Here is a 26,049-nt window from a genome sequence, read left to right as displayed (position 1 = left end):
GCCCGCTTTTGTGCATCGCGTTTCTGCCGGATCCCATGGAAGGATGGCGCAACCCACACATAACGAGGAGATGACCGCGTGCCTGGCACAAACCTGACTCGCGAAGAGGCGCGGCAGCGGGCGGAGCTGCTCACCGTTGACTCGTACGAGATCGATCTCGACCTCTCCGGCGCGCAGGAGGGCGGTACCTACAGGTCCGTGACCACGGTGCGCTTCGACGCCGTGCGAGGTGGCGCCGAGACCTTCATCGACCTGGTCGCGCCGACGGTCCACGAGGCGACCCTGAACGGCGACGCGCTCGACCCCGCCGAGGTCTTCAAGGACTCGCGGATCGCGCTGCCGGGCCTCCTGGAGGGCCGCAACGAACTCCGTGTCGTCGCCGACTGCGCCTACACGAACACCGGCGAGGGCCTGCACCGCTTCGTCGACCCGGTGGACGAACAGGCGTACCTGTACACCCAGTTCGAGGTGCCGGACGCCCGCCGCGTCTTCGCCTCCTTCGAGCAGCCGGACCTGAAGGCGACCTTCCAGTTCACGGTGAAGGCACCGGCCGGCTGGACGGTCGTCTCCAACTCGCCGACGCCGGAGCCCAAGGGCCCCCATGGGACTGTCTGGGTCTTCGAGCCGACCCCGCGCATCTCGACGTACATCACGGCGCTGATCGTCGGCCCGTACCACTCGGTGCACAGCGTGTACGAGAAGGACGGGCAGTCCGTGCCGCTCGGCATCTACTGCCGTCCCTCGCTCGCCGAGTTCCTCGACTCGGACGCGATCTTCGAGGTGACCCGGCAGGGCTTCGACTGGTTCCAGGAGAAGTTCGACTACGCGTACCCGTTCGCCAAGTACGACCAGCTGTTCGTGCCGGAGTTCAACGCGGGCGCCATGGAGAACGCGGGCGCGGTGACCATCCGCGACCAGTACGTCTTCCGGTCCAAGGTGACCGACGCGGCGTACGAGGTCCGCGCGGAGACGATCCTGCACGAGCTGGCCCACATGTGGTTCGGCGACCTGGTCACCATGGAGTGGTGGAACGACCTGTGGCTGAACGAGTCGTTCGCCACCTACACCTCCATCGCCTGCCAGGCCTACGCGCCCGGCTCGAAGTGGCCCCAGTCGTGGACCACGTTCGCCAACTCGATGAAGACCTGGGCGTACCGGCAGGACCAACTGCCCTCCACGCACCCGATCATGGCGGACATCCGCGACCTGGACGACGTGCTCGTCAACTTCGACGGCATCACGTACGCCAAGGGCGCCTCCGTCCTCAAGCAGCTCGTCGCGTACGTCGGCATGGACGAGTTCTTCAAGGGCGTGCAGGCCTATTTCAAGGCGCACGCGTTCGGCAACACGCGCCTGTCCGACCTGCTGGGCGCCCTGGAGGAGACCTCCGGGCGCGACCTGAAGACCTGGTCGACGAAGTGGCTGCAGACGGCCGGCATCAACATCCTGCGGCCCGAGGTCGCCACCGACGCGAACGGTGTCATCACCGCCTTCTCCGTCCGCCAGGAGGCCCCGGCGCTGCCCGCCGGTGCCAAGGGCGAGCCGATCCTGCGCCCGCACCGCATCGCGATCGGCTTCTACGACCTCGACGCGGCGAGCGGCAAACTGGTGCGCACCGAGCGCGTCGAGCTGGACGTCGACGGCGAGCTGACCGCCGTGCCGCAGCTGGCCGGCAAGCGCCGTCCCGCGGTGATCCTGCTCAACGACGACGACCTGTCGTACGCCAAGGTCCGCCTGGACGAGGAGTCGCTGAAGGCCGTCACCGAGCACCTCGGCGACTTCGAGGCGTCCCTGCCGCGCGCCCTGTGCTGGGCGTCGGCCTGGGACATGACCCGCGACGCCGAGATGCCGGCCCGCGACTACCTGTCGCTCGTGCTGTCCGGCATCGGCAAGGAGTCCGACATCGGCGTGGTGCAGTCGCTGCAGCGCCAGGTGAAGCTGGCGATCGACCTGTACGCCGACCCGGCCGCCCGTGAGGCCCTGCTGACCCGCTGGACCGACGCCACGCTGGCCCATCTGCGTGCGGCCGAGCCGGGCAGCGACCACCAGCTGGCCTGGGCGCGGGCGTTCGCGGCGACCGCGCGCACGCCGGAGCAGCTGGACCTCCTCGAGAGCCTGCTCGACGGCACCCACACGGTCGAGGGCCTGGCCGTCGACACGGAGCTGCGCTGGGCGTTCGTGGAGCGGCTCGCGGCGGTCGGCCGGTTCGACGAGGCGGAGATCGCGGCCGAGTACGAGCGGGACAGGACGGCCGCCGGTGAGCGGCACGCGGCCACCGCACGGGCCGCCCGCCCGACCGAGGAGGCCAAGGCGGAGGCGTGGGCGTCGGTCATCGACTCCGACAAGCTGCCGAACGCCGTGCAGGAGGCCGTCATCGGCGGCTTCGTGCAGACCGACCAGCGTGAGCTGATCGCGCCGTACGCGGAGAAGTACTTCGCGGTCCTCAAGGACGTCTGGGACGCGCGTTCGCACGAGATCGCCCAGCAGATCGCGATCGGCCTGTACCCGTCCGTCCAGGTGTCCGAGGAGACCCTGACCCGGACCGACGCCTGGCTGTCCGCGGCCGAGCCGAACGCCGCGCTGCGCCGGCTCGTCTCGGAGTCCCGCGCGGGCATCGAGCGCGCGCTGAAGGCCCAGGCGGCGGACGCGGCGACCGCGTAACCGTCGTCACGTGGGAGGGCGCCCGGTGTCGTACCGGGCGCCCTTTCCCATGTCCTCGGCCGGTGGTGTCCGGTGCCGGCCGGCTGGAGTCAGCGCGGGACCATGCCGCCGGTGACGTTGACGAAGGTGCCGGTGAGGCCGGCCGCGTGGTCGGAGGCGAGGAAGACTGCCGTGGCGGTGATCTCGGCGAGGGTGGGGTTGCGCCGGGTCATGCGCATGCCCGCGAGGTGGTCGAGGAGCCCGTCGAGGCTCACGTCGGGGTTGACCGCCTTGAGCTTCTCCTCCGAGAACGTCTCGGGCACCCCGGCGGCCCACATCCCCACCGCCCGTACACCACGCGGCCCGAGCTCCATGGCCAGGTTGCGCACGAGCGTGTCGATGGCCGCGTCCGCCGGACCCGTACCGCCCATCATCGGGCTGCCGTGCGCGGAGCCGCTGTTGAGGGTGAGGATCACGCCGGAGCCCCGTTCGGCCATGCGGCGCGCGGCGGCGCGGGCGGTGAGGAAGTTGGCGCGGAGGCCGCCGACGACGGGCCGCAGGAAGTCGTCCGCGGACATCTCGGTCAGCGGCCTGCCCTGCACGTCACCGCGGGTGACGAGGTTGAAGGAGATGTCGATGGTGCCGACGCCGGCCGCGTGGTCCTCCACGGCGGCCTCGTCGCACGCGTCGACGACGGCGGCCTCGGCCTGCCCGCCGGCCGCGGTGATGTCCGCGGCGACGGCGTCCAGCGTCTCGCGGGTGCGTCCGGCGAGATGGACGCGGGCGCCTTCGGCGGCGAAGGCACGGGCCACGGCGGAGCCGATCGAGCCGCCGGCGCCGTAGACGATCGCGTTCCTGTCGGTCAGCAGCATGGGGAACTCCTTGGTGAGGGCGAGCGTGTGCTGTACGTGTCGGGGATACAGACGCACGCGCCTCTCCTGGCTCATCGCTCATCGCTCATCGCCGGTCGTCGCTCACAGGCGCAGGGGCAGTCCGAACGCGGGGAAGAGGTGGGGCTCGAAAGACGTGATCTCCACGACGCGGTCCCCGTCGCCGTCGAAGCGGAGCACGTCCAGCACCTGCGCGCGGTAGACGTTCGTACCGGGCCGGCGCACGTACCCCCCGGCGGCGAGCAGGCCGTTGGCGCGGGCGGGCAGGTGACGCCAGTGGCCGAGGAACATCGGCGAGTCCGGGGTGAGACTGGGGCGCAGGAAGCCGAGCAGGGCGTCGCGGCCCACGAACCAGAACGGGTTGGGCGGCATGGTGAGGACGACGTCCTCGTGGAGCAGCTCGGTCATGGCGGCGAAGTCGAGCCGCTCGGCGGCGGCCATGTACCGCTGGAGCGTCCGCCGCTGGGCCTCGGTGGGCGGGGCGGCCGTCCAGTCGGTGCGGTTCGCGGGCAGGTGGCCGCGCAGGGCGGGCCGGGCGCGTTGCAGCGCGCTGTTGACCGAGGCCACGGAGGTGTCGAGGGCCTGCGCGGTCTCGGCGGCCGTGAGCCCGAGCAGGTCCCGCAGCACGAGCGCGGCCCGCTGCCGGGCGGGCAGGTGCTGGAGGGCGGCCAGCAGCACCAGTTCCACGGTCTCGCGCGATTCGGCGGCGGTGTCGGGCAGGTCGTCGTCGGGGCAGGGCTGCAGCCAGGTGATCCGGGCGGGCGGCTCCCCGCCGCCGTGCTCCATCCCCGGCAGCGGCTCGTACCGCTGCGGTCTGCGCGCGGTACGGCGCTGGAAGTCCAGGCAGGCGTTGGTGGCGATGCGGTACAGCCAGGTGCGGGCGCTCGCCCGGCCCTGATATCCGTCCCGCGCCCGCCAGGCCCGCAGGAAGGTCTCCTGCACGAGGTCCTCGGCGTCGTCGTACGAGCCCGTCATGCGGTAGCAGTGGGCGCGGATCTCGCGCCGCTGGGACTCGGCGAGCGCGGCGAAGTCGGTCTCGGTGAGGGCGTTCCCGGCGGGGACGGGGGTTTCCGTAACGGGGTTCTGCGTGACGGAACGGGGTGTGGCCGGGTTTTCCGTGACGCCCGCGCGCGTGACGGGCTGTTGCGTAACGGCCGGGGGCGTGACGGAATCCGCGGCCGTGTCCTTGGCCGTGCGGGCGATGCGCCGCAGCCGGGCGACGGAGGAGGACAGCTCGGTCACCCCGGTGTAGAGCGCGGCCGGCGGTGCGGGCGGCAACGCCTCCACCTGCCGCCCGATGGCTTCGATCAGGCCCTGCACACCGTCGTCACCGTGACCGTGTCGCCGTTCCCGGTACGCCTTCTGCCGGCACGCGGCGGAGCAGTACACGGAGCCACGGCCACGCCTCCCGGCGCGCGCCGGGAGGGGGTCGCCGCAGCTCGCGCAGCTCTCGGCGGTCATGGGCGCTTCCGTTCGTCGTCCCGGTGTCCTGGCTTCCTGGCGCCCCGGTGTCCCGGTGTCCTGGCGTCCTGGCGTCCTGGCGTCCTGGCGTCCGCGATCCTTCCGCACCTGTGCCCGGACGGCCAGCAGCCCGGCGTGGACGGGCCGAGGGAGGTGTCAGCCCGTGGAGTCCTCCGCCGCCGCCCGCAGGGCCCCCAGCACCCTGGCCACGGCCGCTCCCGCCTCCGCGCCCCTGCGCACAGCCGCCACCACGTGCCGGACCGGCCGGTCCGCGGACAGCTCGCGCAGGACCACCCCGTCCCGGCGGCCCGCCACCATCCTCGGCACCAGGGCCACGCCCATCCCCGCCTCCACCATGGCGAGGATCGCGGTCCAGCCGGAGGCCGAGTGGCCCTGGTGGGGGCTGAAGCCGGCGGCCTCGCAGGCGCGGCGGGTGATGTCGGACCAGGGGCCGCTGCCGCCGAAGATCCATGGCTCGGCGGCGAGATCCGTGAGGGTCGGGCCGGGTGCGCCGGCGAGGGGGTGGTCCGGGGGCAGGGCGATGTCCAGTGGGTCGGCGAGGAGGGGGATCCGGGTGAAGCGGGGGTCGGCGGCGCTCGGAGCCTGGGCCGCGAGAGACAGGGCCAGGTCGACCTCCCCGGCGGCCAGCAGCTCGTAGGCCTCGGCGGCCTCCGCCTCCCGCACGCGCACACTCACGCCCGGGTGGGTGCGGCGCAGCGCCCGTACGGCCGGTACGACGAGGGCGGGCACCGCCGTGGAGAAGGCGCCGACGCGCACCTCGCCAGCCTCCCCCTGAGCGTATGCCGTCAACTCCGCGTCAGCACGCTCCAGTTGCTCGAACACGCCCTCCGCGTGCCGCAGCACCAGCCGGGCCGCGTCGGTGAGCCGTACCCGGCGTCCGTGGGCCTCCAGCAGGGGGACCCCGAGCTGCCGGGAGAGGTTGGTGAGCTGCTGGGAGACGGCGGAGGGGGTCATGTGCAGGGCCTCGGCGGTCGCGGTGACGGTGCCCCGTTCGCGCAGGGTGCGCAGGATCCGCAGCTTCCTCAGGTCCCACTCGGCCATGGCCGCACGCTACACGCAGGCCGACGCCGCCCCGCCCGGCCTGCGGTACGGCCGTCCCGTCATTCGCGGGATCCCCGGGATCCCGCACCCAGCATGACGCCGCCCAGGATGAGGGCCATGCACAGGAGTTGGCGAGGTCCGGTGGCCTCGCCGAGCAGCACCCGGGACAGCAGGGCCACGCACACGGGCTGGAGGTAGTAGACGATCCCCGCGCGGGTGGCGCCGATCAGCGCGATGGCCTTGTTCCAGGCGAAGAAGGCGACCGCCGAGGAGACCACGCCGACGTACAGCAGCGGCAGGAGGGTGCCGGGCGTCGGCCGGAAACCGCCCTGGACGGCGAGGCTGACCGCCTGGAGGGGCAGCAGCATGACGATGCCGAGCAGGAAGGTCGTGAACAGGAAGGCGGCGCCGCCGAGTTCGGCGGGACGGCGGCGGAGCAGGGCGCTGTAGCCGGCGAAGGAGCAGGACGCGGCGATCATCCACAGGTCGCCCGCGCCGAAGCCCGCCCCGCCGCCCATGAGCAGCACGACGCCCGCGCAGGCCGTCAGCAGTCCGGCGGTCCGCCGCGCGCCGAGCCGTACCCCGCCCAGCCGCTCGAACGCGGCCATGAGCACCGGCGAGGCGGCCATGATCATGCCCATGCTGGCGGCCGGGGTGGTCAACCCGGCCTGGTTGACGAGGGTGTTGTAGACGGCCACGCCGGACAGCGAGGCCAGGAGGACGTAGCGGCCGTGCCGACGGAAGCGCGCCCGCTGCCGCCACGCCTGCCGGGCACCGAAGGGGGCGACGGCGAGGAGGGCGATCACCCAGCGCCAGAAGGCGTGCTGGACGGGCGGGACGCTGTCGTGCAGCGCGCGCGACGTCACGAAGCTGCCGGACCAGACGACCGTGGCGAGCGCGGCACAGGTGAGCCCGAGGACGGAGGCCGTCCTCGGGCTCGTACGGGTGAGGGTGGTGGTGAGGGTGGCGAGGGTCTTCCGGTGGGCCAGGGCCACGAAGGTCCTTTCTGCTGGGCGATCGGCGTGGAACTACCGTCGCAGCGCCGGACCTGTCACGTCCATCGAAACCTCCTGGACCTTCTTTTCAGCGGAACTGAACGATTGCGAGGCCTTCCCGGACCTGCCTCCCAGCTGTCCGGCGATCGTCGCGCCGAACGCCAGCGCCATGCCCGCCAGCTGGACCGGGGTGAGCGCCTGGCCGAGGGCCGCCCAGCCGACGACGGCGGCGGTCAGCGGGGAGAGCGGGCCGAGGAAGGTGACCTGGGTGGCGGTCAGGCGGCCGATGCCACGGAACCAGAGCCAGTACGACACCGCCGTGTTGCCCAGCGCGAGGTAGAGGTAGCCGCCGATCGCCGGGGCGTCCAGGGCGGGCGGGGCCCCCTCGACGAGCAGGGCGAGCGGGGCGATGAGCAGGCCGCCCGCGGTCAGTTGCCAGCCGGTCAGGGCGAGCGGGCCGACCCCCTCGGGCCGGCCCCACTTCTTGGTGAGGACCGTGCCGGTGGACATCGACGCGGTGGAGGCGAGGGCCGCCAGCACGCCGATCGGGTCCAGAGCCCCGGCGGCCTTCAGCACCACGAGGCTGACACCGAACGCGGCCGCGATCCCGGTGAGCACCGAGCGGACGGTGGCCCGCTGTCCGAGCAGCACCGCCGAGAGCCCGACCACGAACAGCGGGCCCACCGAGCCGACGACCGCCGCCATGCCGCCCGGCAGCCGGTACGCGGACAGGAACAGCAGCGGGAAGAACGCGCCGATGTTCAGCGCGCCCAGCACGGCCGCCTTCCCCCACCAGGCGCCGCGCGGCAGCGTGCGAGACAGGGCGAGCAGCAGCAGCCCGGCCGGCAGGGCCCGCATCAGGCCGGTGAACAACGGCCGGTCCGGCGGCAGGAACTCGGTGGTGACGAAGTAGGTGGTGCCCCAGGAGGCGGGGGCCAGGGCGGTGACGGCGATCAGGGCGGGGCGGGCGGCGCGACTGGTGGCCATGAGAGGCACCCTTCCGGAAGAAGCCGAACAGGCGAGCAGGAAACAAGCTTACTACTAAGCTACTTAACGTCAAGCCACTTTCTTGCGGACGACCTGACCCGGGCGGATACTCTGCGCATGCAGCAGCACACGGACCCCGTCGACGCGATCATCGACCAGTGGGCGCAGGTACGGCCCGACCTCGACACCCGGGCGATGGAGGTCTTCGGCCGGATCTACCGGCTGTCGCGCGCGATGGGCGACCGCGTGGAGAAGGCCTACGAGCCCTACGGCATCTCCCGGGGCGAGTTCGACGTCCTGGCCACCCTGCGCCGCTCCGGCGAGCCGTACACCCTCTCGCCCCGCGAACTGTCCTCGACCCTCATGCTCACCACCGGCGGGATGACCGGCCGCCTCGACAAGCTGGAGCGGGCCGGGCTGCTGCGCCGCTCCCCCGACCCGCACGACCGGCGCGCCCTGCGCGTGACCCTCACCGAGGAGGGGCTGCGGCTGACCGACGAGGCCGTCGGCGCCGGCCTCGCGGAACAGCGGGACGCCCTGTCCGGCCTCGACGACGAACAGGCCGGCCAACTGGCCGGCCTGTTGCGGGAACTGCTGCGCACGGCGATCAAGTAGCCGTGGGCGAAAGCCGGTTCACGGAGTGACTGCGCCTCGGTCCCGGCGGCCGAGATGCCGGGACAGGGCCGCCTCGATCGCGGACGGGTCGCCGGAGCCGGCCGGGAAAACACCGAGGCGCCGTCCTCACCCGGCGTACGGCGGCGTCGCGCGCGTACTGAGGGGAGGACAGGCGCCCTCGGCAAAACGATCAGGGGTCCGGTCAGGATCGACGATCCGACCGGACAGGAGTGTCGGTCCGGACCGGGTCGGTCAGGCCTTCGCGCCGGCCTTGGACGCGGCGCCCTTCGTGACCCGGATCTTGGACCGGTCCAGGACCATGACCAGGCCGGCGATCACCAGGAACAGCACCACCGGGGCCACCACGTACAGACCCACGGTCTCGATGGCGCTCAGACCATGGCCGGGGTCGTCGCCGTCGTCGCGGGTCAGCGCGAGGGCAGGGGACGACATGAGCAGCATCATCAGCGTCGTACCGGCGGCCAGGGCGCCGGCGCGCAGGGCGTTCTTCTTGTCCACGGTCTCAAGTTAGCGAATCACCCGGAAGGGCGCGCGTCCGGGGTCCCGTACAAGCCTTCTCCGCCTTTCGCGACGGCTCACGCCCCCTGACCGCGCCGGAGAACATCCAGCAATGCCCGCATCCTGGGCGAAGCGGTCAGTTCCTCCAGGCTCACCGGCCTGCCGTCCGCGTCGGCGACCGGCAGCCGCCAGTTCGGGTACTGGTCCCAGGTGCCGGGGAGGTTCTGCGGGCGGCGGTCGCCGATGCCGTCGGGGAGCCAGACGCCGATCAGGCGGGCCGGGGTGCGCAGCAGGAAGCGGTGGACGGCCTGGATCTCCGCCTCCTCCTCGGAGCCGGAGCCGGGGGACGGCGAGAGGCCCGCGGCGGGACCGGAGCCGGTGGCCGCGGGGTCGTCGAGCAGGCCGAGGCTGCCCAGCAGGGCGAGCCACTCCGCCGTGTCGGCGGTGGCCTCCGCGCGCTCCACGGCGGCGGAGCGGGTGAGCAGGCCGAGGCGGTCGCGCAGGTCGACGTGTTCGCCGGTGAGGCGGGCGGCGGTGGGCGGCAGGTCGTGGGTGGTGGCGGTGGCCAGGCAGTCGGCGCGCCAGCGCTCGGGCGGCAGCGGGTGGCCGTCGCCCTCCCAGTCCCGTTCGAACCACAGCACGGAGGTGCCGAGCACCCCGTGCCGGTGCAGCGTCTCACGCACCCCGGGCTCCACCGTGCCCAGGTCCTCGCCGATCACCACGGTCCCGGCGCGGGAGGCCTCCAGGGCGAGGAGGGCGAGCATGGCGTCGGCGTCGTAACGGACGTAGGTGCCTTCGGTGGGCGGGCTGCCCTGGGGGACCCACCAGAGCCTGAACAGGCCCATGACGTGGTCGATGCGCAGGGCGCCGGCGTAGCGGAAGAGGGCGCGCAGGAGGTGGCGGTAGGGGGCGTGGCCGGAGGCGGCGAGGCGGTCGGGGCGCCAGGGCGGCAGCCCCCAGTCCTGGCCGCGGGCGTTGAAGGCGTCGGGCGGGGCACCGACCGACATGCCGGCGGCGAAGTGGTCCTGCTGCGCCCAGGCGTCCGCGCCGCCCGGATGTACGCCGACGGCGAGGTCGTGCACGATCCCGACGGGCATCCCGGCCTCCCGGGCGGCGCGCTGGGCGGCGCGGAGCTGGCCGTCGGTGAGCCAGGCGAGGCGGGTGTGGAAGTCGACGCGGTCCGCCAGCGCGGAGCGCGCGCGGGCGGTCTCCGCGGAGCGCGGGTCGCGCAGCGCCTCGGGCCAGCCGTACCAGTCGGAGCCGTGGGTCTCGGCGAGGGCGTACCAGGTGGCGTGGTCCTCCAGGGCCTGCCCCTCGGCGGCGCGGAAGGCGTCGTAGGCGGCCTGGCGGCCCGGCCCGAGCGGAACCTGGACGACCAGTTCCAGGGCGTCCCGCTTCAGCTCCCACACGGCGTCCCGGTCGATGAGGGCGCCCTTGTCGAGGACGTCGGCGCGCAGCCGCTCGGCGCGCTCCAGCAGGACGCGGACGCGGTCCCGGTCGGCGACGTACGCGAACTCGGGGACGTCCTCGATCCGCAGGTGCACCGGGTCGGGGAAGCGGCGCGAGGAGGGCCGGTACGGCGACGGGTCGGTCGGGGCGCCCGGTACGGCCGCGTGCAACGGGTTGACCTGCACGAACCCGGCCCCGGCGGTGCGTCCGGCCCAGCCGGCCAGTTCGGCGAGGTCGCCGAGGTCGCCCATGCCCCAGGAGCGGCGGGAGAGCAGCGAGTACAGCTGGACGAGGAGGCCGTAGGAGCGGGTGGCGGGGGCGGGCAGCCGGTCCGGGGCGACGATGAGGTGGGCGTGCCCGGTGCGGCCGTCGGGGGCGGTGGCGCTCACCCGGTGGACACCGGCGGGCAGGTCCTCGGCCCGGTCCCGTACCTCCCCCTGCTCGGTCTCGACGCGCAGGCGGGTGCCGGGCGGCAGGGCGGCGAGGGGGTCGAGGCGGGTGTCGCGGGCGGGTGGGCCGGTGACGCCGTCGTCCGGGCCGGTCCAGCGGACCACGGTGGGCGGCAGCAGCCGCTCGCGCAGTTCGCGTTCCCGCTCGGCGAGTGCGGCGTGTACGGCGTCGGGGGTGCCCGCGTCGACGCCGAGGGCGGTCAGGGCGGCGACCACGGCGGAGGCAGGGACCGCGACCGTGCGGTCCGGGGACGGGCTGTAGGAGGTGGCGACTCCGTGCAGCTCGGCGAGCCGGGACAGCTCCTCGGCGTCGTGCGCCGCGGCCATCTACAGCCCCGGGCCGAAGAAGCCGGGTACCGGGTCGGACTCGCTGGTCAGCGGGGCGGCGTCGGCGAGCGGCGGCTCACTGGTCAGGGGTTCGGCGTCGGGCAGCGGCGGTTCGCTGGTCAGCGGCGCCTGCGCGTAGGCGCTCTCCGCGCTGAACGCGCACAGAGGACCCTCGTCGGTCTCGGCGGACAGTGCCGCCACGGGTTTCCACTGGGCCGGGACGGAGAGCTGAGCCGGTGCGGCCACGGGGGCCTCCTTGTCGAGTAGTGCTTCTGAATGGATTACCGCAGGCCTACCCCATGAGGGCGGCGACACTCCCGGGACCGGCGGAGCACGGATGCACACGCGCCGTGATCCGGCGCCGGGCGGCCGTTCGATAGACAGGGTGTGAGACTGTTCCGCCCCATGGGGGGCCACCGGGAGACGGACGACGGGGACGGGGACGCGGCGCTGCTGCGGGCCGTCGCGGCGGGGGATCCGGCGGCGCTGGCCGACCTGTACGACCGGCACGCGGGGTGGCTGCACGCGCGGCTGACGCGGCGCTGTGCCGATCCGGAGGTCGTACGGGAGGTACTGCAGGACACCTTCGTGACCGTGTGGCGGTCGGCGGCCGGGCATCGCGGGCAGGAGGCCGGCGGCTGGCTGTGGACGATCGCGGCGCGCCGGCTGGTCGACGCGCGGCGGGCACAGGAGCGGGCCGCGCGGGTGGCGGGCCCGCCGCTGGAGGCGGAGCCGGCCGGCCGGTACGACACCGGCGCCGCGCCCTCCGCCGAGGACCGGGTGCTGGCCGGTCTCGAGTACGGCGACGTCGGCACCGCCCTCGACCGGATCTCCCCCGAGCTGCGCGAGGTGCTGCGCGCGACCGTCGTCGACGGGCTGAGCACGCGTGAGGCGGCCCGGCTGCTCGGCATACCCGAGGGCACGGTCAAGTCCCGCGCCCGACGTGCCCGCGCCGAACTGCGCTCGGCTCTCGCCCAGTTGAACCCGACCCCGGCGGGAGGCCCGGCATGACGAACGCCATGACGAACGGCAAGAGGAACAGCAAGAGGAACAGCAAGAGGAACGGCGACGCACAGGCCTGGCACGCCACCGACGACCTCGCCACCCGCTACGCCGACGGCTCCCTCCCGGAACCGGACGCGTGGTCCCTGGACAGACATCTGGAACTCTGCGCGAGCTGCGCGGCCCGGGTGTCCGCCGCCGTACGGGGGACGGCGGCGGGCGCGGTGCTGGCGGAGGTACGGGAGGCGGTGCTGCGGGAGGCGGTGCTGCGGGAGGCGGTGCTGCGGGAGTCGGTGTCCGCGGGGGCGTCCGTGCCGGGGCGTCCTCGTGCCGTCCTCCGTGGCCCGGCACTCGGTCGGCTCGGCCGGCTCGGCCGGCTCGGCCGGCTTCTGTGGGCTTCCGGGCCCGCCGTGCGCGGGGCGTGGCTGCCCGCCGTGCTCGTGGTGGCGGTGGGTGCCGTGGTCCTGGGTCACGGGGGCGGGTTCGCCGGTGCGCGGGCGCTGCTGCTGGCCGTCGCGCCGGTCGTGCCCGTCGCGGGGGTGGCGCTGTCCTACGGGCCGCACGCCGACCCGCTGTACGAGGTCGCCGCGGCCACCCCGGGCGGCGGGCTGCGGCTGGCGCTGATCCGGACGGCGACCGTCCTCGGCGTGAGCCTGCCGCTGCTGACCCTCGCCGGAGTGCTGCTGCCCGCCTCGGGGGCCCCGGCGGCCGCGGCCTGGCTACTGCCCGGGCTGGCGCTGACGCTGGGCTCGCTGGCCCTGGCCTCCTTCGTCGGCTGCCGGACGGCGGCCGGCGTCACGGCGGGGGGCTGGCTGTGCGCCGTCCTCGCGCCGATGCCCGCCGCGCCGGGCGGCGAGGCCGGCGCACGGCTCGCCGAGCAGCTCTCCCGCTGCCTCGACGGAGCCGGTGCGCAGGGCGTCTGGGCGGCCGCGGCCGTCCTGGGCGCCGTACTGCTGGCGGCCCGCCGCCCGGCCTACGACCGCCTGCTCCGCGGCTGAGCCGCGCCGTCGCTCCCTCGCTCCCCGGCTCCCCCGCTCCCCCGCTCCCCCGCTCCCTGCGACGCACCCTCACATCCCGCTCGGCTTCATCCCTTCCCGGACTCCCTTCGGAGATCCCTTGAGTTCCCTGCTGGAGACCCCTTGAGTTCCCTCCGTGTGACCGGCCTGCGGGTCCGGCACCGAAAGACGATCGCCCTCGACTCCCTCGACCTGGAGCTCGGTACCGGTGTGCACGGGCTGCTCGGGCCGAACGGGGCCGGGAAGACCTCGCTGATCCGGGTGCTGGCCACGGTGGCCCGGCCGTCCGGCGGGCGGGTGGAGATCCTCGGGCGGGACAGCGCGGACCACCGTGAGCGGGCCGAGATCCGTCGCCGACTGGGCTACCTGCCGCAGGAGTTCGGCTACTACCCGGGCTTCACGGTGCGCGAGTTCGTGGCGTACGTGGCGTGGCTGAAGGAGCTGCCCGCCGACCGCGTCCCGGCGGCGGTGGAACACGCGGTGGCCCGGGTCGGCCTCGCGGACCGCGTCGACGCGAAGATCCGGACGCTGTCCGGTGGCATGGTCCGCCGGGTCGGCATCGCCCAGGCCATCGTCAACGAGCCGAGCGTGCTGCTGTTCGACGAACCCACCGCCGGGCTGGACCCCGAGCAGCGCGTCGAATTCCGTGCGCTGCTGCGCGAACTGGGCACCTCCGCCGCAGTGATCGTCTCCACGCACCTGGTCGAGGACGTGGCCGCCGCCTGCACGGATGTCACCCTCGTCGACGCGGGCCGGATCGCCTACCAGGGCACCCCGAACATGCTCACCGCTCTCGGTGAGAGCTCGGACGGCCCCGGCGACCATCCGATCGAGCGCGGCTACACGGCGGCGCTGCGGGCGCACCGGACCGCGGCGGCGGGGGCGGGGGCGGCACGATGACGGTTCTCTCGCCCGTCCGGACGGTCACCGGGCATCCCCTGCGCGCGGAGACCGTCCGCGGTTTCGCCCCCTGGGCCGGGGCCGCCGTCGTCCTGACGCTCGGCGTGCTGCTGGCCGCCTCCTCGGCGCGCTGGCAGGGCGGCTGGGCGGAGACGGCGGCCGAACTGCACAACGCCCAGCTGCTCGTCGTACCCCTGGCGGCCGCCGCGGGCTGCTGGCAGGGCGGGCGGGAGCGCCGGCGCCGTACCGGGGAACTGCTGACGACGGCGGTACGTCCGCCGCTCGCCCGGTTCCTGGCCTCGGCCCTGCCCGTCGCCGTCTGGGTGGCCGTCGGCCAGCTGCTCGCCGTGGGCCTGGCCCTGCTCGCCACCTGGCCGTACGCCCTCGGCGACCGGCCGCACCTCGCGCTGGTGCCCGGGGACGTGGTGGCCTCGGCGTCGGCCGTGCTCGTGGGGCACGTGGTGGGGCGCGCGGTGCCGTCGCGGCTCGCGGCCCCGCTGCTGGCGATGGCCGGGTACGTGGGGCTCGGCGTCGTGACGATGAGCCGGGAGGGCCCCGGCCGTCACCTCGACCCGGCGTTCCCGGTCGTGGACGGCTCGGTCCCCCTGTGGTGGCAGCCGGTGGCGATGGCGGTGTGGACGGCGGGTCTGGCGGCGGCCGCGGTGCTGGCGTACGCGGCCCGGCGCCGGGCCGGTGCCCTGCTTCCGCTGGCCGCCGCGACGGCCGCGGGCGCGCTGCTCGTCCAGACCGGCGACGGCCTGTGGCACACCGACCCGCTCGCCCGCCGCCAGGTGTGCGACACCACCGTCACTCCGGCGGTCTGCGTCAACGCCCGGTACGCGGGGCTGCTGCCGCAGGTGTCCAAGGCGCTGGCGGGTGTCACCGGGAAGCTGGAAGGGGTACGGAATCTGCCCGTGCGGTGGGAGGACCGCCGGGGGGCTCCGAGGCGCGGCGAGGCCGAGTTGCCGAACCTCACGCCGATGGGCTGGTCCCTCGTACGGGGGCGGCTCACCGATCCCGAGGGGTTCGCGTGGCAGTCGGTGGCCGCGCTGAGCGGCCACGGCGAGTGCGACGGCGAGATGCGCTCGCGGGTGTACCTGACCGACGACGCCGTGGAGCACTACCTTGCCCCCAGTCCCGCCGAGGAGCACTTCGACCGGCTGTACGCCCGGGGCACCCCGGCCCAGCGCGCGGAGTTCGAGAAGCGGCGCGCGGCCCGCGCCCGTCTCGCCGCGATGGGCGACGAGGAGCGCCGCGACTGGCTCTCGGCGTACTTCGCGGCGGCGGGCACCTGCGCCGGCCTGAACGAGGTGCCGACCCTGTGACCGGCCCCCTCCTCTACGCCCGCTCCCGGGCCCTGCCCCTCACCCTGGCCGCGCTCCTCGGCACCACCGCCTTCGCCGTGTGGGCCGCCGCCCGTCTGGACACGTATCTCGACCCCGACCGCCGGGTGCCGATCGTCGCCCTGGCGCCGCTGCTGGCGGCGGCCGTGATCGGTACGAGCCTGTACTCGGCCTCGGACGAACTGGACCGGACGGCCGTACGGCCCTGGTGGCCCCGCAGGCTGGTGCAGCTGGCCGTGCTGACCGCCCTCGCGGCGGTGCTGCTGCCGCTGGCGGTGCTCGGGCACCCGGAGACCTTCGGGCCGCCGGCGGTGATCCGCAACACGCTCGGCTGCACGGGGGTCACGGCGGGCGCGGCCGTCCTGCTCGGGGCGCGGCTGAGCTGGCTGCCCGCGTTCGGCTACGTGACGGCCGTGTACCTGGGCTCCTCGGGGGCGCACGGGCGCGCGGTGGCGGTGTGGGCGTGGCCGATGCAGCCGGGCGCGCAACCGGGCGCCTGGGCGGCGGCGCTGGCCGCGTTCACTGTGGGCGCCGCGCTGTACGCCGTACGCGGGGCGCGCCCCGAAGGTCCCCGCGCCTGACCGTCGGTCCGTCCGGCACCCGCCCGCGCTCACGGCCGTCACCCTCTCCCGCTCAGGTGACGGCCGTGCCGGTCACGGCCTCCCCCGGACACACAACAGGCCCGGATCGGCTATGCGGAGATGCCGTCGATCCGGGCCAGAGCGTCGTCCGCGCCGTACGGCTGCAAGTAGGGCAGCCAGCGCGGGTCCCTGTGTCCGGTCCCGATGATGCGCCAGGCCAGACCGGTGGGCGGGGCGGGTTTGTGGCGCAGCCGCCAGCCGATCTCGACGAGGTGGCGGTCGGCCTTCACGTGGTTGCAGCGGCGGCAGGACGCCACCACGTTGTCCCACACGTGTTTGCCCCCGCGGCTGCGCGGGATGACGTGGTCGACGCTGGTTGCGACGCCACCGCAGTACATGCACCGGCCCCCGTCGCGGGCGAACAGCGCCCTGCGGGTGAGAGGAACGGGCCCCCGGTAGGGAACCCGTACGAATCGCTTGAGCCGGACCACGCTGGGTGCGGGGACTGTGACGGTTGCGCTGTGCATATAGGCGCCGGATTCCTCGAGGGAGACGGCCTTGTTCTCCAGGACGAGGACGAGCGCGCGGCGGAGCGGTACGACGCCGAGCGGCTCGTACGACGCGTTGAGGACCAGGACATGCGGCACGGGTGCCTCCTTGGGCGTCGGCGGCGCGTGGCTCGCGCCGGGACGATCTGCAGTCAGTCTCCCCTCATGCCTGGTGAACGCGCCACCATGTCCCGGTAACGGGCTGGGAGTGTTTTCGACCACACCTGATGTGTCCCCCGGATCGCGGCCTGCTCAAGCCCAGGTGGGCCGACTCTGTCCATTACGGGTCGGCGCGGGCACACACAATCCACCGATAGTGTGTTGGTTCGGTCTGTCCGGTGTCCTTTTCGTGATCTTGCCCGCCTCACCGGACCGGACCGCGCAGCACCATGGAGGTATCTGCCGTGTCCTTGCCCGCCGTCCTGCTGGCCGCCGGCGCGTCACCGTCCCCGTCCCCCTCGGATTCGACGACACCGGTTGTGCCGACGCTTCGCGACGCACAGGAGAACGCGACGAACGCGGCGAGCTGGGTGCAGCAGAACCTGTCCACCTGGCTCGCGATGGCTCTGCAGATCGTGCTGATCGTGGTGATCGCGGTCGCGCTGAGAGCGGTGGTGCTGCGGGCGATCACCAAGCTGATCGCGCGGATGAACCGCACCGCGCAGGCGGTCGACCAGACCTCGCTGGGCGGTCTGCTCGTCAACACGGAGCGGCGCCGGCAGCGCTCGGAGGCGATCGGCTCGGTCCTGCGGTCGATGACGAGCTTCCTGATCCTCGGCACGGCCGCGCTGATGGTGCTGTCCACCTTCAAGATCAACCTGGCGCCGCTGCTGGCCTCCGCCGGTGTCGCCGGTGTCGCGATCGGTTTCGGCGCCCGGAACCTGGTCACCGACTTCCTCTCCGGCGTGTTCATGATCCTGGAGGACCAGTACGGCGTCGGCGACACGGTCGACGCGGGCGTGGCCACCGGTGAGGTCATCGAGGTCGGTCTGCGCGTGACCAAGCTGCGCGGCGACAACGGCGAGATCTGGTACGTCCGCAACGGCGAGGTCAAGCGGATCGGCAACCTCTCCCAGGGCTGGGCGACCGCGGCGGTCGACGTGACCGTGCGGCCGAGCGAGAACCTGGACCGGCTGAAGACGGCGCTCGCGGAGGTCGGCGAGCAGATGGGCAAGGAGGAGCCCTGGAGCGAGCGGCTGTGGGGTCCGGTCGAGGTGCTCGGCCTGGACAGCGTGCTGATCGACTCCATGGTGATCCGGCTCTCCGCCAGGACCATGCCCGGCAAGTCGGTGGGCGTCGAGCGCGAGCTGCGCTGGCGCGTCAAGCAGGCCTTCGACGCCGCGGGCATCCGGATCGTGGGCGGCCTGCCGGCCCCGGCGGACGAGGAGGAGACCCCGGACCCGTCGGCCTCGGTCGCACCTCCGTCGGCCTTCTCCAACGACACCTCGCCGCAGTCCCTGTCGGCATCCCCAGTCGTCACGCAGCGCCAGCCGAGGAAGTGACGCCGGGCGAGCGGAACGGTTCAGCACACTCGTTCGAGTGAACAGGTGGGGCATCCCGGCGCCGGGCGCGCACGGGGTGCCCCATCGTTCTGCCGGGGCACCCGACGCGGGCTTAGCCTGGCATCAGCGTGACGAGGAGAACCAGGGATGAGCGCCGAACCGATCATGGAGAAGATCATGACGGAGCAGGACCCCATCGATCTGTTGATCGCGTTCGAGGAGGCGTCCGTGGCGCCGATTCGGCCCGAGTACGTCGAGGGGACGGTCATCGTGCCGCCGCAACCGAACCACGAGCACAACGACGGCGCCTTCAAACTCACCGTCCAGTTCTTCACGGCAGGGCTCGGCCTGGCGGGTATGGGCAACGGCTACCGGGGCTCATACGAAGACGGCAGCACCATGGCTCTCGTCATCCCGGACTTCTACGTCCTGCACCGCCCACCGACGGACCTCGACGAGGCCTACCGGAAAGCCCACAAGGGCTGGTATCCCATCGACATGGTCACTCTGGTCGGCGAGGTCACGTCGACCAATCACGCGGTTGACACCGGCCCCAAGCCGGCCACGTATGCCGCCGTCGGCATCCCCGTCTACGTCCTGATCAACCGCGATACGAAGACAGCCCATTGCTACACCGATCCCGTCCTCCCCGGTGACGACCCCACCGATGCCTACTACAAGACCGACACCAAAGTCGCCCTCGGCGACCCCCTCCCCCTCCCGGCGCCGTACCCCACCCTCGACACCACCCCCTTCCTCGGCAACTGAGCCCCCAGACCATCCCGCCCCCTAGGTAACGACTCTGTTGCCTCGGGGGCGTTGTCTATTGACGCCCCCTTCGTCCTGGGCTTACGTTCCTCCCACGCCAATAGGAAAGTTTCCTAACAGTGATCTTCCGTGCGACCGGTGATCAAGGCTGGACGTCATGGACAGAGCACTGGAAAGCTGGGCAGTCGGAAAGGCAGGTGTCGCACCCCATGGCAGGAACCGCCGGTACGCCGGGCACCCCGCGCGTCCTGCGCGCCATGAACGACCGCGCCGCCCTCGACCTCCTGCTGGAGCACGGGCCGCTGTCCCGCACCCGCATCGGCAAGCTCACCGGACTGTCCAAGCCCACCGCCTCCCAGCTGCTGGCCCGGCTGGAGGCGGCCGGACTGGTCCGGGTCACCGGTACCAGCGAGGGCCGGCCGGGCCCCAACGCCCAGCTGTACGCGGTCCATCCGGGCGCCGCCCACGCCGCCGGGGTCGACGTCAACCCGCACCGGATTCGCGCCGCCGTCGCCGACATCACGGGGCGCACGGTCGGCGAGTACGAACTTCCCACCCCCGGGCGGGTGCCCGAGCACCCCGTCGTCGAGCAGGTGACGCGGGCGCTCGACGGTGCCGTGAAGGCCGCCGGTCTTGCCCGGTCCGACGTGCACCGGCTGGTCATCGGCACCCCGGGCGCCTTCGACCCCAACACCGGGCGGCTGCGCTACGCCTCCCACCTGCCCGGCTGGCACTCCCCCGCCCTGCTGGACGAACTCGCCGCCGCCCTGCCGATGCCGGTGGAGTACGAGAACGACGTCAACCTCGTCGCCCTCGCCGAACAGCGGCTCGGCGCGGCCCGCGGCCACGCGGACTTCGTGCTGCTGTGGAACCAGGAGGGCCTCGGCGCCGCCCTGGTCCTCGGCGGCCGGCTGCACCGCGGCTGGACCGGCGGCGCCGGCGAGGTCGGCTTCCTGCCGGTGCCGGGCACGCCCCTGGTGCGCCAGGTGACCCGCGCCAACAGCGGTGGCTACCAGGAGCTGGCCGGCTCCCAGGCGGTGCCGAAGCTGGCCCGCGAACTCGGCATCGAGGACGTACCGTCGGGGCCCTACACCGAGGTCGCCGCCGAACTCGTCGCCCGGGCCGCCGACCACGCGGGCGGCCCCCACCGCAAGCTGCTCCAGACCTACGCGACCCGGCTCGCCACCGGTCTCGCCTCGCTCGTCTCCGTCCTCGACCCCGAACTCGTCGTCCTCAGCGGCTCCGCCCTGACCGCAGGCGGCGAGGTGCTGCGCGGCCTCGTCCAGGCCGAGCTGGAGGAGCTGGCGGCGGCCCGCCCCCGGCTCGTCGTCGGCGACGTCCGTGAACACCCCGTGCTGCGCGGCGCACTGGAGTCCGCGCTCGCGACCACCCGCGACGAGGTCTTCGACACCTCGCGCTGAGTACCGCAGTCCCCGCCTCCGCACTGCCCCCTCCTCACCCACCCCGTCCCAGGGAGACCTCGCCATGCCCGAAGTCGTACCCTCTGTCGTCCGGAAGACGGCCTTCGCCCTCACCGCCTCGCTGGCGCTGCTCACCACCGCCTGCACCGGCCAGTCCGGCTCCAGCGCCACCGACGACGCCTCGAAGGACACGACGATCAACTTCTGGCACGCCTGGAGCGCGCCGAACGAGGTGAAGGCCGTCAACTCGCTGGTCGCCGGCTTCGAGAAGGCGCACCCCAACATCCATGTGAACGTCATCGGCAACATGACCGACGACAAGATCAACCAGGCCCTGCGCTCCGGCGGCGGCAAGGCCCCGGACGTGATCTCCTCGTTCACCACCAACAACGTGGGCAAGTTCTGCTCCTCGGGCGCACTGGTCGACCTCAATCCCTTCTTCAAGAAGTCGGGCATCGACCCCGCCACCACCTTCCCGAAGCCGATGAACGAGTACACCCAGTTCGACGGCAACCGCTGCACGGTGCCGCTGCTGGGCGACGCGTACGGGCTCTACTACAACAAGACGGCGTTCGCGAAGGCCGGGATCAAGAACCCGCCGAAGACCTGGTCGGAGTTCCAGGCCGACGCCAAGAAGCTCACGATCCCCCAGGGCGACGGCTACGAGCAGCTCGGCTTCATGCCGGACTACCACGGCTGGGAGACCACCACCGAGCACTACTTCGGGCAGTTCTCGCCGACGTACTTCGACAAGGACGGCAAGTCCTCGCTGGCGAAGGACCCGGCGTTCGAGAAGGGCTTCACCCTCCAGAAGGACCTCGTCGACGGACTCGGCGGATTCCAGAAGCTGGAGAAGTTCCGCGCCACGCTCGGCGACGAGTGGGGCCCCAAGCACCCCTTCCACACCGGCCAGGTCGCCATGCAGCTCGACGGCGAGTGGCGGCTCGGGATGGCGGTCGACGCCAAGCCGACGTTCGACATCGGCGTGGCTCCGCTGCCCGTCCCGGACGACCAGGCCGACCAGTACGGCAAGGGCTACATCACCGGCACCATCGCGGGCATCGCCGCCACCAGCCACAAGCAGAACGCGGCCTGGGAGCTGGTGAAGTACATGACCACGGACACGGACGCCGTGGTCGGCTTCGCCAACGACATCCACAACGTGCCCTCCACACTGGCCGCGCTGAAGTCCCCGAAGCTGAAGTACGACCCGCGCTTCAAGACGTTCCTGGACATCGCCGCGAACCCGAACTCCACCACGACGCCCGCCTCGATCAACGGCGGTGTGTACCTGGTGACGATCCAGGAGTTCGGCTACGCCTACGAGAGCGGCAAGGCCACCGATCTGAAGGCGGGTCTGAAGAAGACGGCCGCGCAGATCGACACGGACATCGCGCAGGCGAAGTAGCCCATGAGCACGATCACGCTCGCCTCGAAGCGCCGCCGCGCGGCGCTTCGTACGGCCGCCTTCATGTCGCCCTGGCTGATCGGCTTCGCGGTCTTCTTCGCGTATCCGCTGATCTCGACGGTCTACTTCTCGTTCATGCACTACGACGGCTTCCAGGCGCCGACGTGGAGCGGCGGGAAGAACTGGACGTACGTCTTCACCCACTACCCGCTCTTCTGGCCCGCCCTGCGCAACACCCTGTGGCTGGTCCTGGTGATGGTGACCCTGCGGGTCGTCTTCGGGCTCGGCGTCGGCCTGCTCATCACCAGGATCAAGACGGGTACGGGTGTCTTCCGCACCCTCTTCTACCTGCCGTACCTGGCCCCGCCGGTGGCGGCGACCATGTCCTTCGCCTTCCTCCTCAACCCCGGTACGGGACCGGTCAACTCGATCCTGGAGAAGGTCGGCATCCCGGCGCCGGGCTGGTTCAACGACCCGACCTGGTCCAAGCCGGCGCTGACCCTGCTGGCGCTGTGGGGCATCGGCGACCTGATGGTCATCTTCATGGCCGCGCTCCTCGACGTACCGACGGAGCAGTACGAGGCCGCCGAGCTGGACGGGGCGTCGGCCTGGCAGCGCTTCCGGTACGTGACCCTGCCGAACATCTCGCCGATCGTGATGTTCGCCGTGGTCACCGGGGTGATCCAGACCATGCAGTACTACACGCAGCCGCTCATCGCCGGGAAAGTCGCCTCGGGTGTGATCCAGGGCGCCGGCACCCAGTTCGAGCCCGGCTACCCGGACAAGTCCACGCTCACCCTCCCCCAGCTCGTCTACAACCTCGGCTTCCAGCGCTTCGACTACGGCTCGGCCTGTGTGGTGGCACTCGTGCTGTTCGCCCTGTCGATGGCGTTCACCGCGCTGCTGATGCGGCGCCGGGGCGGCCTGATCCAGGCAGGTGACTGACCATGACCCAGACACTGGACAAGCCGGTGCGGCTCGCGCCGCCGATCTCCGGGGCGGAACGCACGGCCCGGCGCCGGGCGCTGCTCGAGTGGATCGCCGTGCACTCCCTCGGCGTCGCCGCGGCCCTCTTCTTCACGCTCCCCTTCGTGTTCGTGTTCCTGACCTCGCTGATGAGCGACACCCAGGCACTCAGCCGGGACCTGATCCCGCACACCTGGGAATGGGGCAACTACCGGAAGGTCTTCGACACACCCGGCTTCCTGACCTGGTGGAAGAACACCCTGATCTACGCCGGCCTCGGCACCGTGCTGACCGTGGTGTCGTCGGTCCCGGTGGCGTACGCGCTGGCCAAGTTCCGCTTCCGGGGCCGCAATCTGTCGCTCATGCTGGTGATCTCGATGATGATGCTGCCGCCGCAGGTGGTCGTCATCCCGATGTACCTGTTCTGGGCGAAGCAGCTGGACCTGTCGGGCACGCTGTGGCCGCTGATGATCCCGATGGCGTTCGGCGACGCGTTCTCCATCTTCCTGCTGCGCCAGTTCCTGATGACGATCCCGAACGAGTACGTCGACGCGGCGAAGGTGGACGGCTGCGGCGACCTGCGCACCCTGCTGCGGGTCGTCCTGCCGATGGCGAAGCCGGGCATCGCCGCCGTCGCCCTCTTCCAGTTCTTCTACGCCTGGAACGACTACTTCGGGCCGCAGATCTACGCGTCCGAGAACCCCGGCGCCTGGACCCTCTCCTACGGCCTGGAGTCCTTCAAGGGCGCCCACCACACCGACTGGAACCTGACCATGGCCGCGACCGTGCTGGTCATGGCCCCCGTGATCCTCGTGTTCTTCTTCGCCCAGAAGGCGTTCGTCGAGGGTGTCACGCTCACCGGAGTGAAGGGTTAACCACGTATGAAACTCACCGTGGTCGGCGGAGGCTCGACCTACACCCCCGAACTCATCGACGGCTTCGCACGCCTGCGGGACACCCTGCCCGTCGAGGAACTCGTGCTCGTGGACCCGGCCGCCGAGCGCCTGGAACTGGTGGGCGGCCTGGCCCGCCGGATCTTCGCCAGACAGCAGCACCCCGGCCGGATCGTCACGACCTCCGACCTGGACGCGGGCGTGGACGGCGCCGACGCCGTCCTGCTCCAGCTGCGCGTCGGCGGCCAGGCGGCCCGTGAGCAGGACGAGACCTGGCCGCTGGAGTGCGGCTGCATCGGCCAGGAGACGACCGGCGCCGGCGGCCTCGCCAAGGCCCTGCGCACGGTCCCGGTCGTCCTGGACATCGCCGAGCGGGTCCGCCGCACGAACCCCCGGGCCTGGATCATCGACTTCACCAACCCGGTCGGCATCGTCACCCGCGCCCTGCTCCAGGCGGGCCACCGGGCGGTCGGCCTGTGCAACGTGGCGATCGGCCTCCAGCGCAAGTTCGCCGCGCTGCTGGGCACCGACCCCAGGGACGTCCACCTGGACCACGTGGGCCTGAACCACCTCACCTGGGAGACGGGGGTGCGCCTCGGCGGCCCCGAGGGAGCCAACGTGCTGCCCAAACTTCTGGCCGAGCACGGTGACGCCATCGCCGACGACCTGCGCCTGCCCCGCGCCCTCCTGGACCGGCTGGGCGTCGTCCCCTCCTACTACCTGCGCTACTTCTACGCCCACGACGAGGTCGTACGAGAGCTGCGCACCAAGCCGTCCCGGGCGGCGGAGGTCGCGGCCATGGAGCGCGAACTGCTGACGATGTACGGCGACCCGGCCCTGGACGAGAAGCCGGCGCTGCTCGCCAAGCGGGGCGGCGCCTTCTACTCGGAGGCGGCCGTGGACCTGGCGGCGGCCCTGCTGGGCGGGTCCGGCAGCCCGTACCAGGTGGTGAACACGCTCAACAAGGGCACGCTGCCCTTCCTGCCCGACGACGCGGTGATCGAGGTGCAGGCGGCGGTCGGCCACACCGGTGCCGTGCCGCTGCCGGTGCCCGAGCTGGACCCGCTGTACGCGGGCCTGGTGGCGAACGTGACCGCGTACGAGGACCTGGCCCTGGAGGCGGCGCTGCGCGGCGGCCGGGACCGCGTCTTCAAGGCGCTGCTCGCCCACCCCCTGATCGGCCAGTACGCCTACGCCGACACCCTCACCGACCGACTGATCGCGCACAACCGGGAGCATCTCGCGTGGGCCTGACCTCACCTGTGTCCGGGAGTGTCCTCGCCATAGACGCGGGCAACAGCAAGACCGACGTGGCGGTGGTCACCGCCGAGGGCGAGGTCCTGGCCACGGCCCGCGGCGGCGGCTTCCGCCCGCCCGCGGTGGGCGTGGAGGCCGCGATGGACGCGCTGGCCGACCCGGTCGGCAGAGCCCTCGCGGACGCGTGCCTGCCCGCCGTCTCCCACGTCTCCGCCTGTCTGGCCAACGCCGATCTGCCCGTGGAGGAGGAGCAGTTGGCGGCCGCGCTGCACGCGCGCGCGTGGGGCGCCTCGGTGGACGTCCGCAACGACACCTTCGCGATCCTGCGGGCGGGCGTCGCCGAGCCCCGGGGGGTCGCCGTGGTGTGCGGCGCGGGCATCAACTGCGTCGGCATGCGCCCCGACGGCCGTACCGCCCGCTTCCCCGCGCTCGGCCGCATCTCCGGTGACTGGGGCGGCGGTTGGGGCCTGGCCGAGGAGGCGCTGTGGTACGCGGCGCGTGCGGAGGACGGCCGGGGCGGCCCGACGGACCTCGCCCGCACCCTCCCCGGCCACTTCGCCCTCCCCTCCATGTACGCCCTGATCGAGGCCCTCCACCTCGGCCACGTCGACCACGCCCGCCGCTACGAACTGACCCCCGTCCTCTTCGAGACGGCCGCGCGGGGAGACGCGGTCGCCCGCTCGATCGTGGACCGCCTCGCCGAGGAGGTGGCCACGATGGCCACGGTCGCCCTCACCCGCCTCGACCTGCTGTCCGAACACACCCCGGTCCTCCTCGGCGGCAGCGTCCTGACCGCCGGCCACCCCCGACTCGACACCGGCATCCGCGACCTCCTCACCACCCGCGCCCCCAAGGCCGACGTCCGCATCGTCACCGCCGGCCCCGTCCTCGGCGCGGCCCTGCTGGGCCTGGACCACCTGGGAGCGGTCCCAGCGGCCCAGGAGCGGGCACGGGCCCACTGGGAGGGATGAGCGACCCCGGCCTCCCCCGGGTGGCGGTCGCCGCAGGAACCGGCATGCTTCGCCAGGCGTGTTCATGGGCAGAAGGCGC

At 72.7% G+C, this 26,049-nt stretch carries 24 protein-coding genes; 15 read left to right on the top strand and 9 right to left on the bottom strand.

What is annotated here, in order from left to right; all coding sequences use genetic code 11:
• Window positions 1-78 precede the first annotated feature (78 nt).
• Entirely contained in the window at window positions 79-2,661 is a 2,583-nt protein-coding gene (gene pepN / locus ACWD5D_RS03470) for an aminopeptidase N (protein ID WP_451371107.1), read from the top strand.
• 89 nt (window positions 2,662-2,750) lie between these two features.
• On the opposite strand, the gene ACWD5D_RS03465 is transcribed toward pepN, so the two are convergent.
• The 5 genes from ACWD5D_RS03465 to ACWD5D_RS03445 all read right to left on the bottom strand — a co-directional run bounded on the left by ACWD5D_RS03465 (window position 2,751) and on the right by ACWD5D_RS03445 (window position 8,035).
• Window positions 2,751-3,512 (bottom strand): SDR family NAD(P)-dependent oxidoreductase, encoded by a 762-nt coding sequence (locus ACWD5D_RS03465; protein ID WP_451371563.1) that lies wholly within the window; start codon window positions 3,510-3,512, stop codon window positions 2,751-2,753.
• Window positions 3,513-3,614: 102 nt separating this feature from the next.
• Window positions 3,615-4,991, bottom strand: coding sequence for an RNA polymerase subunit sigma-70 (locus tag ACWD5D_RS03460; protein ID WP_451371106.1), 1,377 nt, complete (start codon window positions 4,989-4,991; stop codon window positions 3,615-3,617).
• A gap of 156 nt (window positions 4,992-5,147) precedes the next feature.
• Window positions 5,148-6,053 carry a LysR family transcriptional regulator gene (locus ACWD5D_RS03455; RefSeq protein WP_451371105.1) on the bottom strand — a complete coding sequence of 302 codons (906 nt, stop codon included), beginning with the start codon at window positions 6,051-6,053 and terminating at the stop codon, window positions 5,148-5,150.
• A 59-nt stretch (window positions 6,054-6,112) separates the two neighbouring features.
• On the bottom strand, window positions 6,113-7,048 hold the full coding sequence (locus ACWD5D_RS03450) for a DMT family transporter (RefSeq protein ID WP_451371104.1): 936 nt from the start codon (window positions 7,046-7,048) through the stop codon (window positions 6,113-6,115).
• Between the two features lie 33 nt (window positions 7,049-7,081).
• A complete protein-coding gene (locus ACWD5D_RS03445; RefSeq protein WP_451371103.1) occupies window positions 7,082-8,035 on the bottom strand; it encodes an EamA family transporter in 954 nt (317 codons plus the stop codon).
• A 117-nt stretch (window positions 8,036-8,152) separates the two neighbouring features.
• On the opposite strand from ACWD5D_RS03445, the gene ACWD5D_RS03440 reads away from it, so the two are divergent.
• Window positions 8,153-8,650 (top strand): MarR family winged helix-turn-helix transcriptional regulator, encoded by a 498-nt coding sequence (locus tag ACWD5D_RS03440; RefSeq protein ID WP_451371102.1) that lies wholly within the window; start codon window positions 8,153-8,155, stop codon window positions 8,648-8,650.
• A gap of 252 nt (window positions 8,651-8,902) precedes the next feature.
• On the opposite strand, the gene ACWD5D_RS03435 is transcribed toward ACWD5D_RS03440, so the two are convergent.
• The 3 genes from ACWD5D_RS03435 to ACWD5D_RS03425 form a co-directional block, all read right to left on the bottom strand.
• The gene (locus ACWD5D_RS03435) at window positions 8,903-9,169 is read right to left on the bottom strand and encodes a hypothetical protein (RefSeq protein WP_451371101.1); all 267 of its coding nucleotides are present in this window, start codon (window positions 9,167-9,169) and stop codon (window positions 8,903-8,905) included.
• A gap of 77 nt (window positions 9,170-9,246) precedes the next feature.
• Window positions 9,247-11,394, bottom strand: a complete 2,148-nt coding sequence (gene malQ, locus ACWD5D_RS03430; RefSeq protein WP_451371100.1) for a 4-alpha-glucanotransferase — start codon at window positions 11,392-11,394, stop codon at window positions 9,247-9,249.
• Window positions 11,395-11,640 carry a hypothetical protein gene (locus tag ACWD5D_RS03425; protein ID WP_451371099.1) on the bottom strand — a complete coding sequence of 82 codons (246 nt, stop codon included), beginning with the start codon at window positions 11,638-11,640 and terminating at the stop codon, window positions 11,395-11,397.
• Window positions 11,641-11,799: 159 nt separating this feature from the next.
• Here ACWD5D_RS03425 and ACWD5D_RS03420 point away from each other — a divergent pair, with 159 nt between their 5' ends.
• The 5 genes from ACWD5D_RS03420 to ACWD5D_RS03400 all read left to right on the top strand — a co-directional run bounded on the left by ACWD5D_RS03420 (window position 11,800) and on the right by ACWD5D_RS03400 (window position 16,236).
• Entirely contained in the window at window positions 11,800-12,405 is a 606-nt protein-coding gene (locus tag ACWD5D_RS03420) for an RNA polymerase sigma factor (protein ID WP_451371098.1), read from the top strand.
• A gap of 8 nt (window positions 12,406-12,413) precedes the next feature.
• Window positions 12,414-13,394 (top strand): zf-HC2 domain-containing protein, encoded by a 981-nt coding sequence (locus tag ACWD5D_RS03415; protein WP_451371562.1) that lies wholly within the window; start codon window positions 12,414-12,416, stop codon window positions 13,392-13,394.
• Window positions 13,395-13,550: 156 nt separating this feature from the next.
• Window positions 13,551-14,312: an ABC transporter ATP-binding protein gene (locus tag ACWD5D_RS03410; RefSeq protein WP_451371561.1), complete on the top strand. Its 762-nt coding sequence runs from the start codon at window positions 13,551-13,553 to the stop codon at window positions 14,310-14,312.
• Complete coding sequence (locus ACWD5D_RS03405) at window positions 14,309-15,637, top strand: hypothetical protein (RefSeq protein WP_451371097.1); 1,329 nt, start codon at window positions 14,309-14,311, stop codon at window positions 15,635-15,637. The genes ACWD5D_RS03410 and ACWD5D_RS03405 overlap by 4 nt, the downstream gene beginning before the upstream one ends.
• A complete protein-coding gene (locus ACWD5D_RS03400) occupies window positions 15,634-16,236 on the top strand; it encodes a hypothetical protein (RefSeq protein WP_451371096.1) in 603 nt (200 codons plus the stop codon). The genes ACWD5D_RS03405 and ACWD5D_RS03400 overlap by 4 nt, the downstream gene beginning before the upstream one ends.
• Window positions 16,237-16,346: 110 nt before the next feature.
• Here the strand turns inward: ACWD5D_RS03400 and ACWD5D_RS03395 are convergent, their stop codons facing one another.
• Window positions 16,347-16,883: an HNH endonuclease gene (locus tag ACWD5D_RS03395; RefSeq protein ID WP_393879216.1), complete on the bottom strand. Its 537-nt coding sequence runs from the start codon at window positions 16,881-16,883 to the stop codon at window positions 16,347-16,349.
• 305 nt (window positions 16,884-17,188) lie between these two features.
• On the opposite strand from ACWD5D_RS03395, the gene ACWD5D_RS03390 reads away from it, so the two are divergent.
• From ACWD5D_RS03390 to ACWD5D_RS03355, 8 genes are all read left to right on the top strand, one after another.
• Window positions 17,189-18,286 carry a mechanosensitive ion channel family protein gene (locus ACWD5D_RS03390; protein ID WP_451371095.1) on the top strand — a complete coding sequence of 366 codons (1,098 nt, stop codon included), beginning with the start codon at window positions 17,189-17,191 and terminating at the stop codon, window positions 18,284-18,286.
• Window positions 18,287-18,433: 147 nt separating this feature from the next.
• Window positions 18,434-19,054 (top strand): Uma2 family endonuclease, encoded by a 621-nt coding sequence (locus tag ACWD5D_RS03385; protein WP_451371094.1) that lies wholly within the window; start codon window positions 18,434-18,436, stop codon window positions 19,052-19,054.
• A gap of 209 nt (window positions 19,055-19,263) precedes the next feature.
• The gene (locus ACWD5D_RS03380; RefSeq protein WP_451371093.1) at window positions 19,264-20,475 is read left to right on the top strand and encodes an ROK family transcriptional regulator; all 1,212 of its coding nucleotides are present in this window, start codon (window positions 19,264-19,266) and stop codon (window positions 20,473-20,475) included.
• Between the two features lie 64 nt (window positions 20,476-20,539).
• Entirely contained in the window at window positions 20,540-21,883 is a 1,344-nt protein-coding gene (locus tag ACWD5D_RS03375; protein ID WP_451371092.1) for an ABC transporter substrate-binding protein, read from the top strand.
• Window positions 21,884-21,886: 3 nt separating this feature from the next.
• Window positions 21,887-22,828: a carbohydrate ABC transporter permease gene (locus tag ACWD5D_RS03370; protein WP_451371091.1), complete on the top strand. Its 942-nt coding sequence runs from the start codon at window positions 21,887-21,889 to the stop codon at window positions 22,826-22,828.
• Window positions 22,829-22,830: 2 nt separating this feature from the next.
• On the top strand, window positions 22,831-23,724 hold the full coding sequence (locus ACWD5D_RS03365) for a carbohydrate ABC transporter permease (RefSeq protein ID WP_451371090.1): 894 nt from the start codon (window positions 22,831-22,833) through the stop codon (window positions 23,722-23,724).
• Window positions 23,725-23,730: 6 nt separating this feature from the next.
• Window positions 23,731-24,996 (top strand): 6-phospho-beta-glucosidase, encoded by a 1,266-nt coding sequence (locus tag ACWD5D_RS03360; RefSeq protein ID WP_451371089.1) that lies wholly within the window; start codon window positions 23,731-23,733, stop codon window positions 24,994-24,996.
• Window positions 24,987-25,970 carry an N-acetylglucosamine kinase gene (locus ACWD5D_RS03355; RefSeq protein WP_451371088.1) on the top strand — a complete coding sequence of 328 codons (984 nt, stop codon included), beginning with the start codon at window positions 24,987-24,989 and terminating at the stop codon, window positions 25,968-25,970. Before ACWD5D_RS03360 ends, ACWD5D_RS03355 begins: the two co-directional genes overlap by 10 nt.
• Window positions 25,971-26,049: the final 79 nt, after the last annotated feature.

This window comes from Streptomyces sp. NPDC002520, assembly GCF_053595235.1.
Note: the sequence above shows the minus strand (reverse complement) of the source record. Positions and strands in the feature narration are given on the sequence as shown.

Coding starts and splice junctions, on each gene's coding strand:
- ACWD5D_RS03465 (WP_451371563.1), bottom strand. CDS start 3,512: ATGCTGCTGACCGACAGGAACGCGATCGTCTACGGCGCCGGCGGCTCG.
- ACWD5D_RS03460 (WP_451371106.1), bottom strand. CDS start 4,991: ATGACCGCCGAGAGCTGCGCGAGCTGCGGCGACCCCCTCCCGGCGCGC.
- ACWD5D_RS03455 (WP_451371105.1), bottom strand. CDS start 6,053: ATGGCCGAGTGGGACCTGAGGAAGCTGCGGATCCTGCGCACCCTGCGC.
- ACWD5D_RS03445 (WP_451371103.1), bottom strand. CDS start 8,035: ATGGCCACCAGTCGCGCCGCCCGCCCCGCCCTGATCGCCGTCACCGCC.
- ACWD5D_RS03440 (WP_451371102.1), top strand. CDS start 8,153: ATGCAGCAGCACACGGACCCCGTCGACGCGATCATCGACCAGTGGGCG.
- malQ (WP_451371100.1), bottom strand. CDS start 11,394: ATGGCCGCGGCGCACGACGCCGAGGAGCTGTCCCGGCTCGCCGAGCTG.
- ACWD5D_RS03420 (WP_451371098.1), top strand. CDS start 11,800: ATGGGGGGCCACCGGGAGACGGACGACGGGGACGGGGACGCGGCGCTG.
- ACWD5D_RS03415 (WP_451371562.1), top strand. CDS start 12,414: ATGACGAACGGCAAGAGGAACAGCAAGAGGAACAGCAAGAGGAACGGC.
- ACWD5D_RS03405 (WP_451371097.1), top strand. CDS start 14,309: ATGACGGTTCTCTCGCCCGTCCGGACGGTCACCGGGCATCCCCTGCGC.
- ACWD5D_RS03385 (WP_451371094.1), top strand. CDS start 18,434: ATGAGCGCCGAACCGATCATGGAGAAGATCATGACGGAGCAGGACCCC.
- ACWD5D_RS03380 (WP_451371093.1), top strand. CDS start 19,264: ATGGCAGGAACCGCCGGTACGCCGGGCACCCCGCGCGTCCTGCGCGCC.
- ACWD5D_RS03375 (WP_451371092.1), top strand. CDS start 20,540: ATGCCCGAAGTCGTACCCTCTGTCGTCCGGAAGACGGCCTTCGCCCTC.
- ACWD5D_RS03370 (WP_451371091.1), top strand. CDS start 21,887: ATGAGCACGATCACGCTCGCCTCGAAGCGCCGCCGCGCGGCGCTTCGT.
- ACWD5D_RS03365 (WP_451371090.1), top strand. CDS start 22,831: ATGACCCAGACACTGGACAAGCCGGTGCGGCTCGCGCCGCCGATCTCC.
- ACWD5D_RS03360 (WP_451371089.1), top strand. CDS start 23,731: ATGAAACTCACCGTGGTCGGCGGAGGCTCGACCTACACCCCCGAACTC.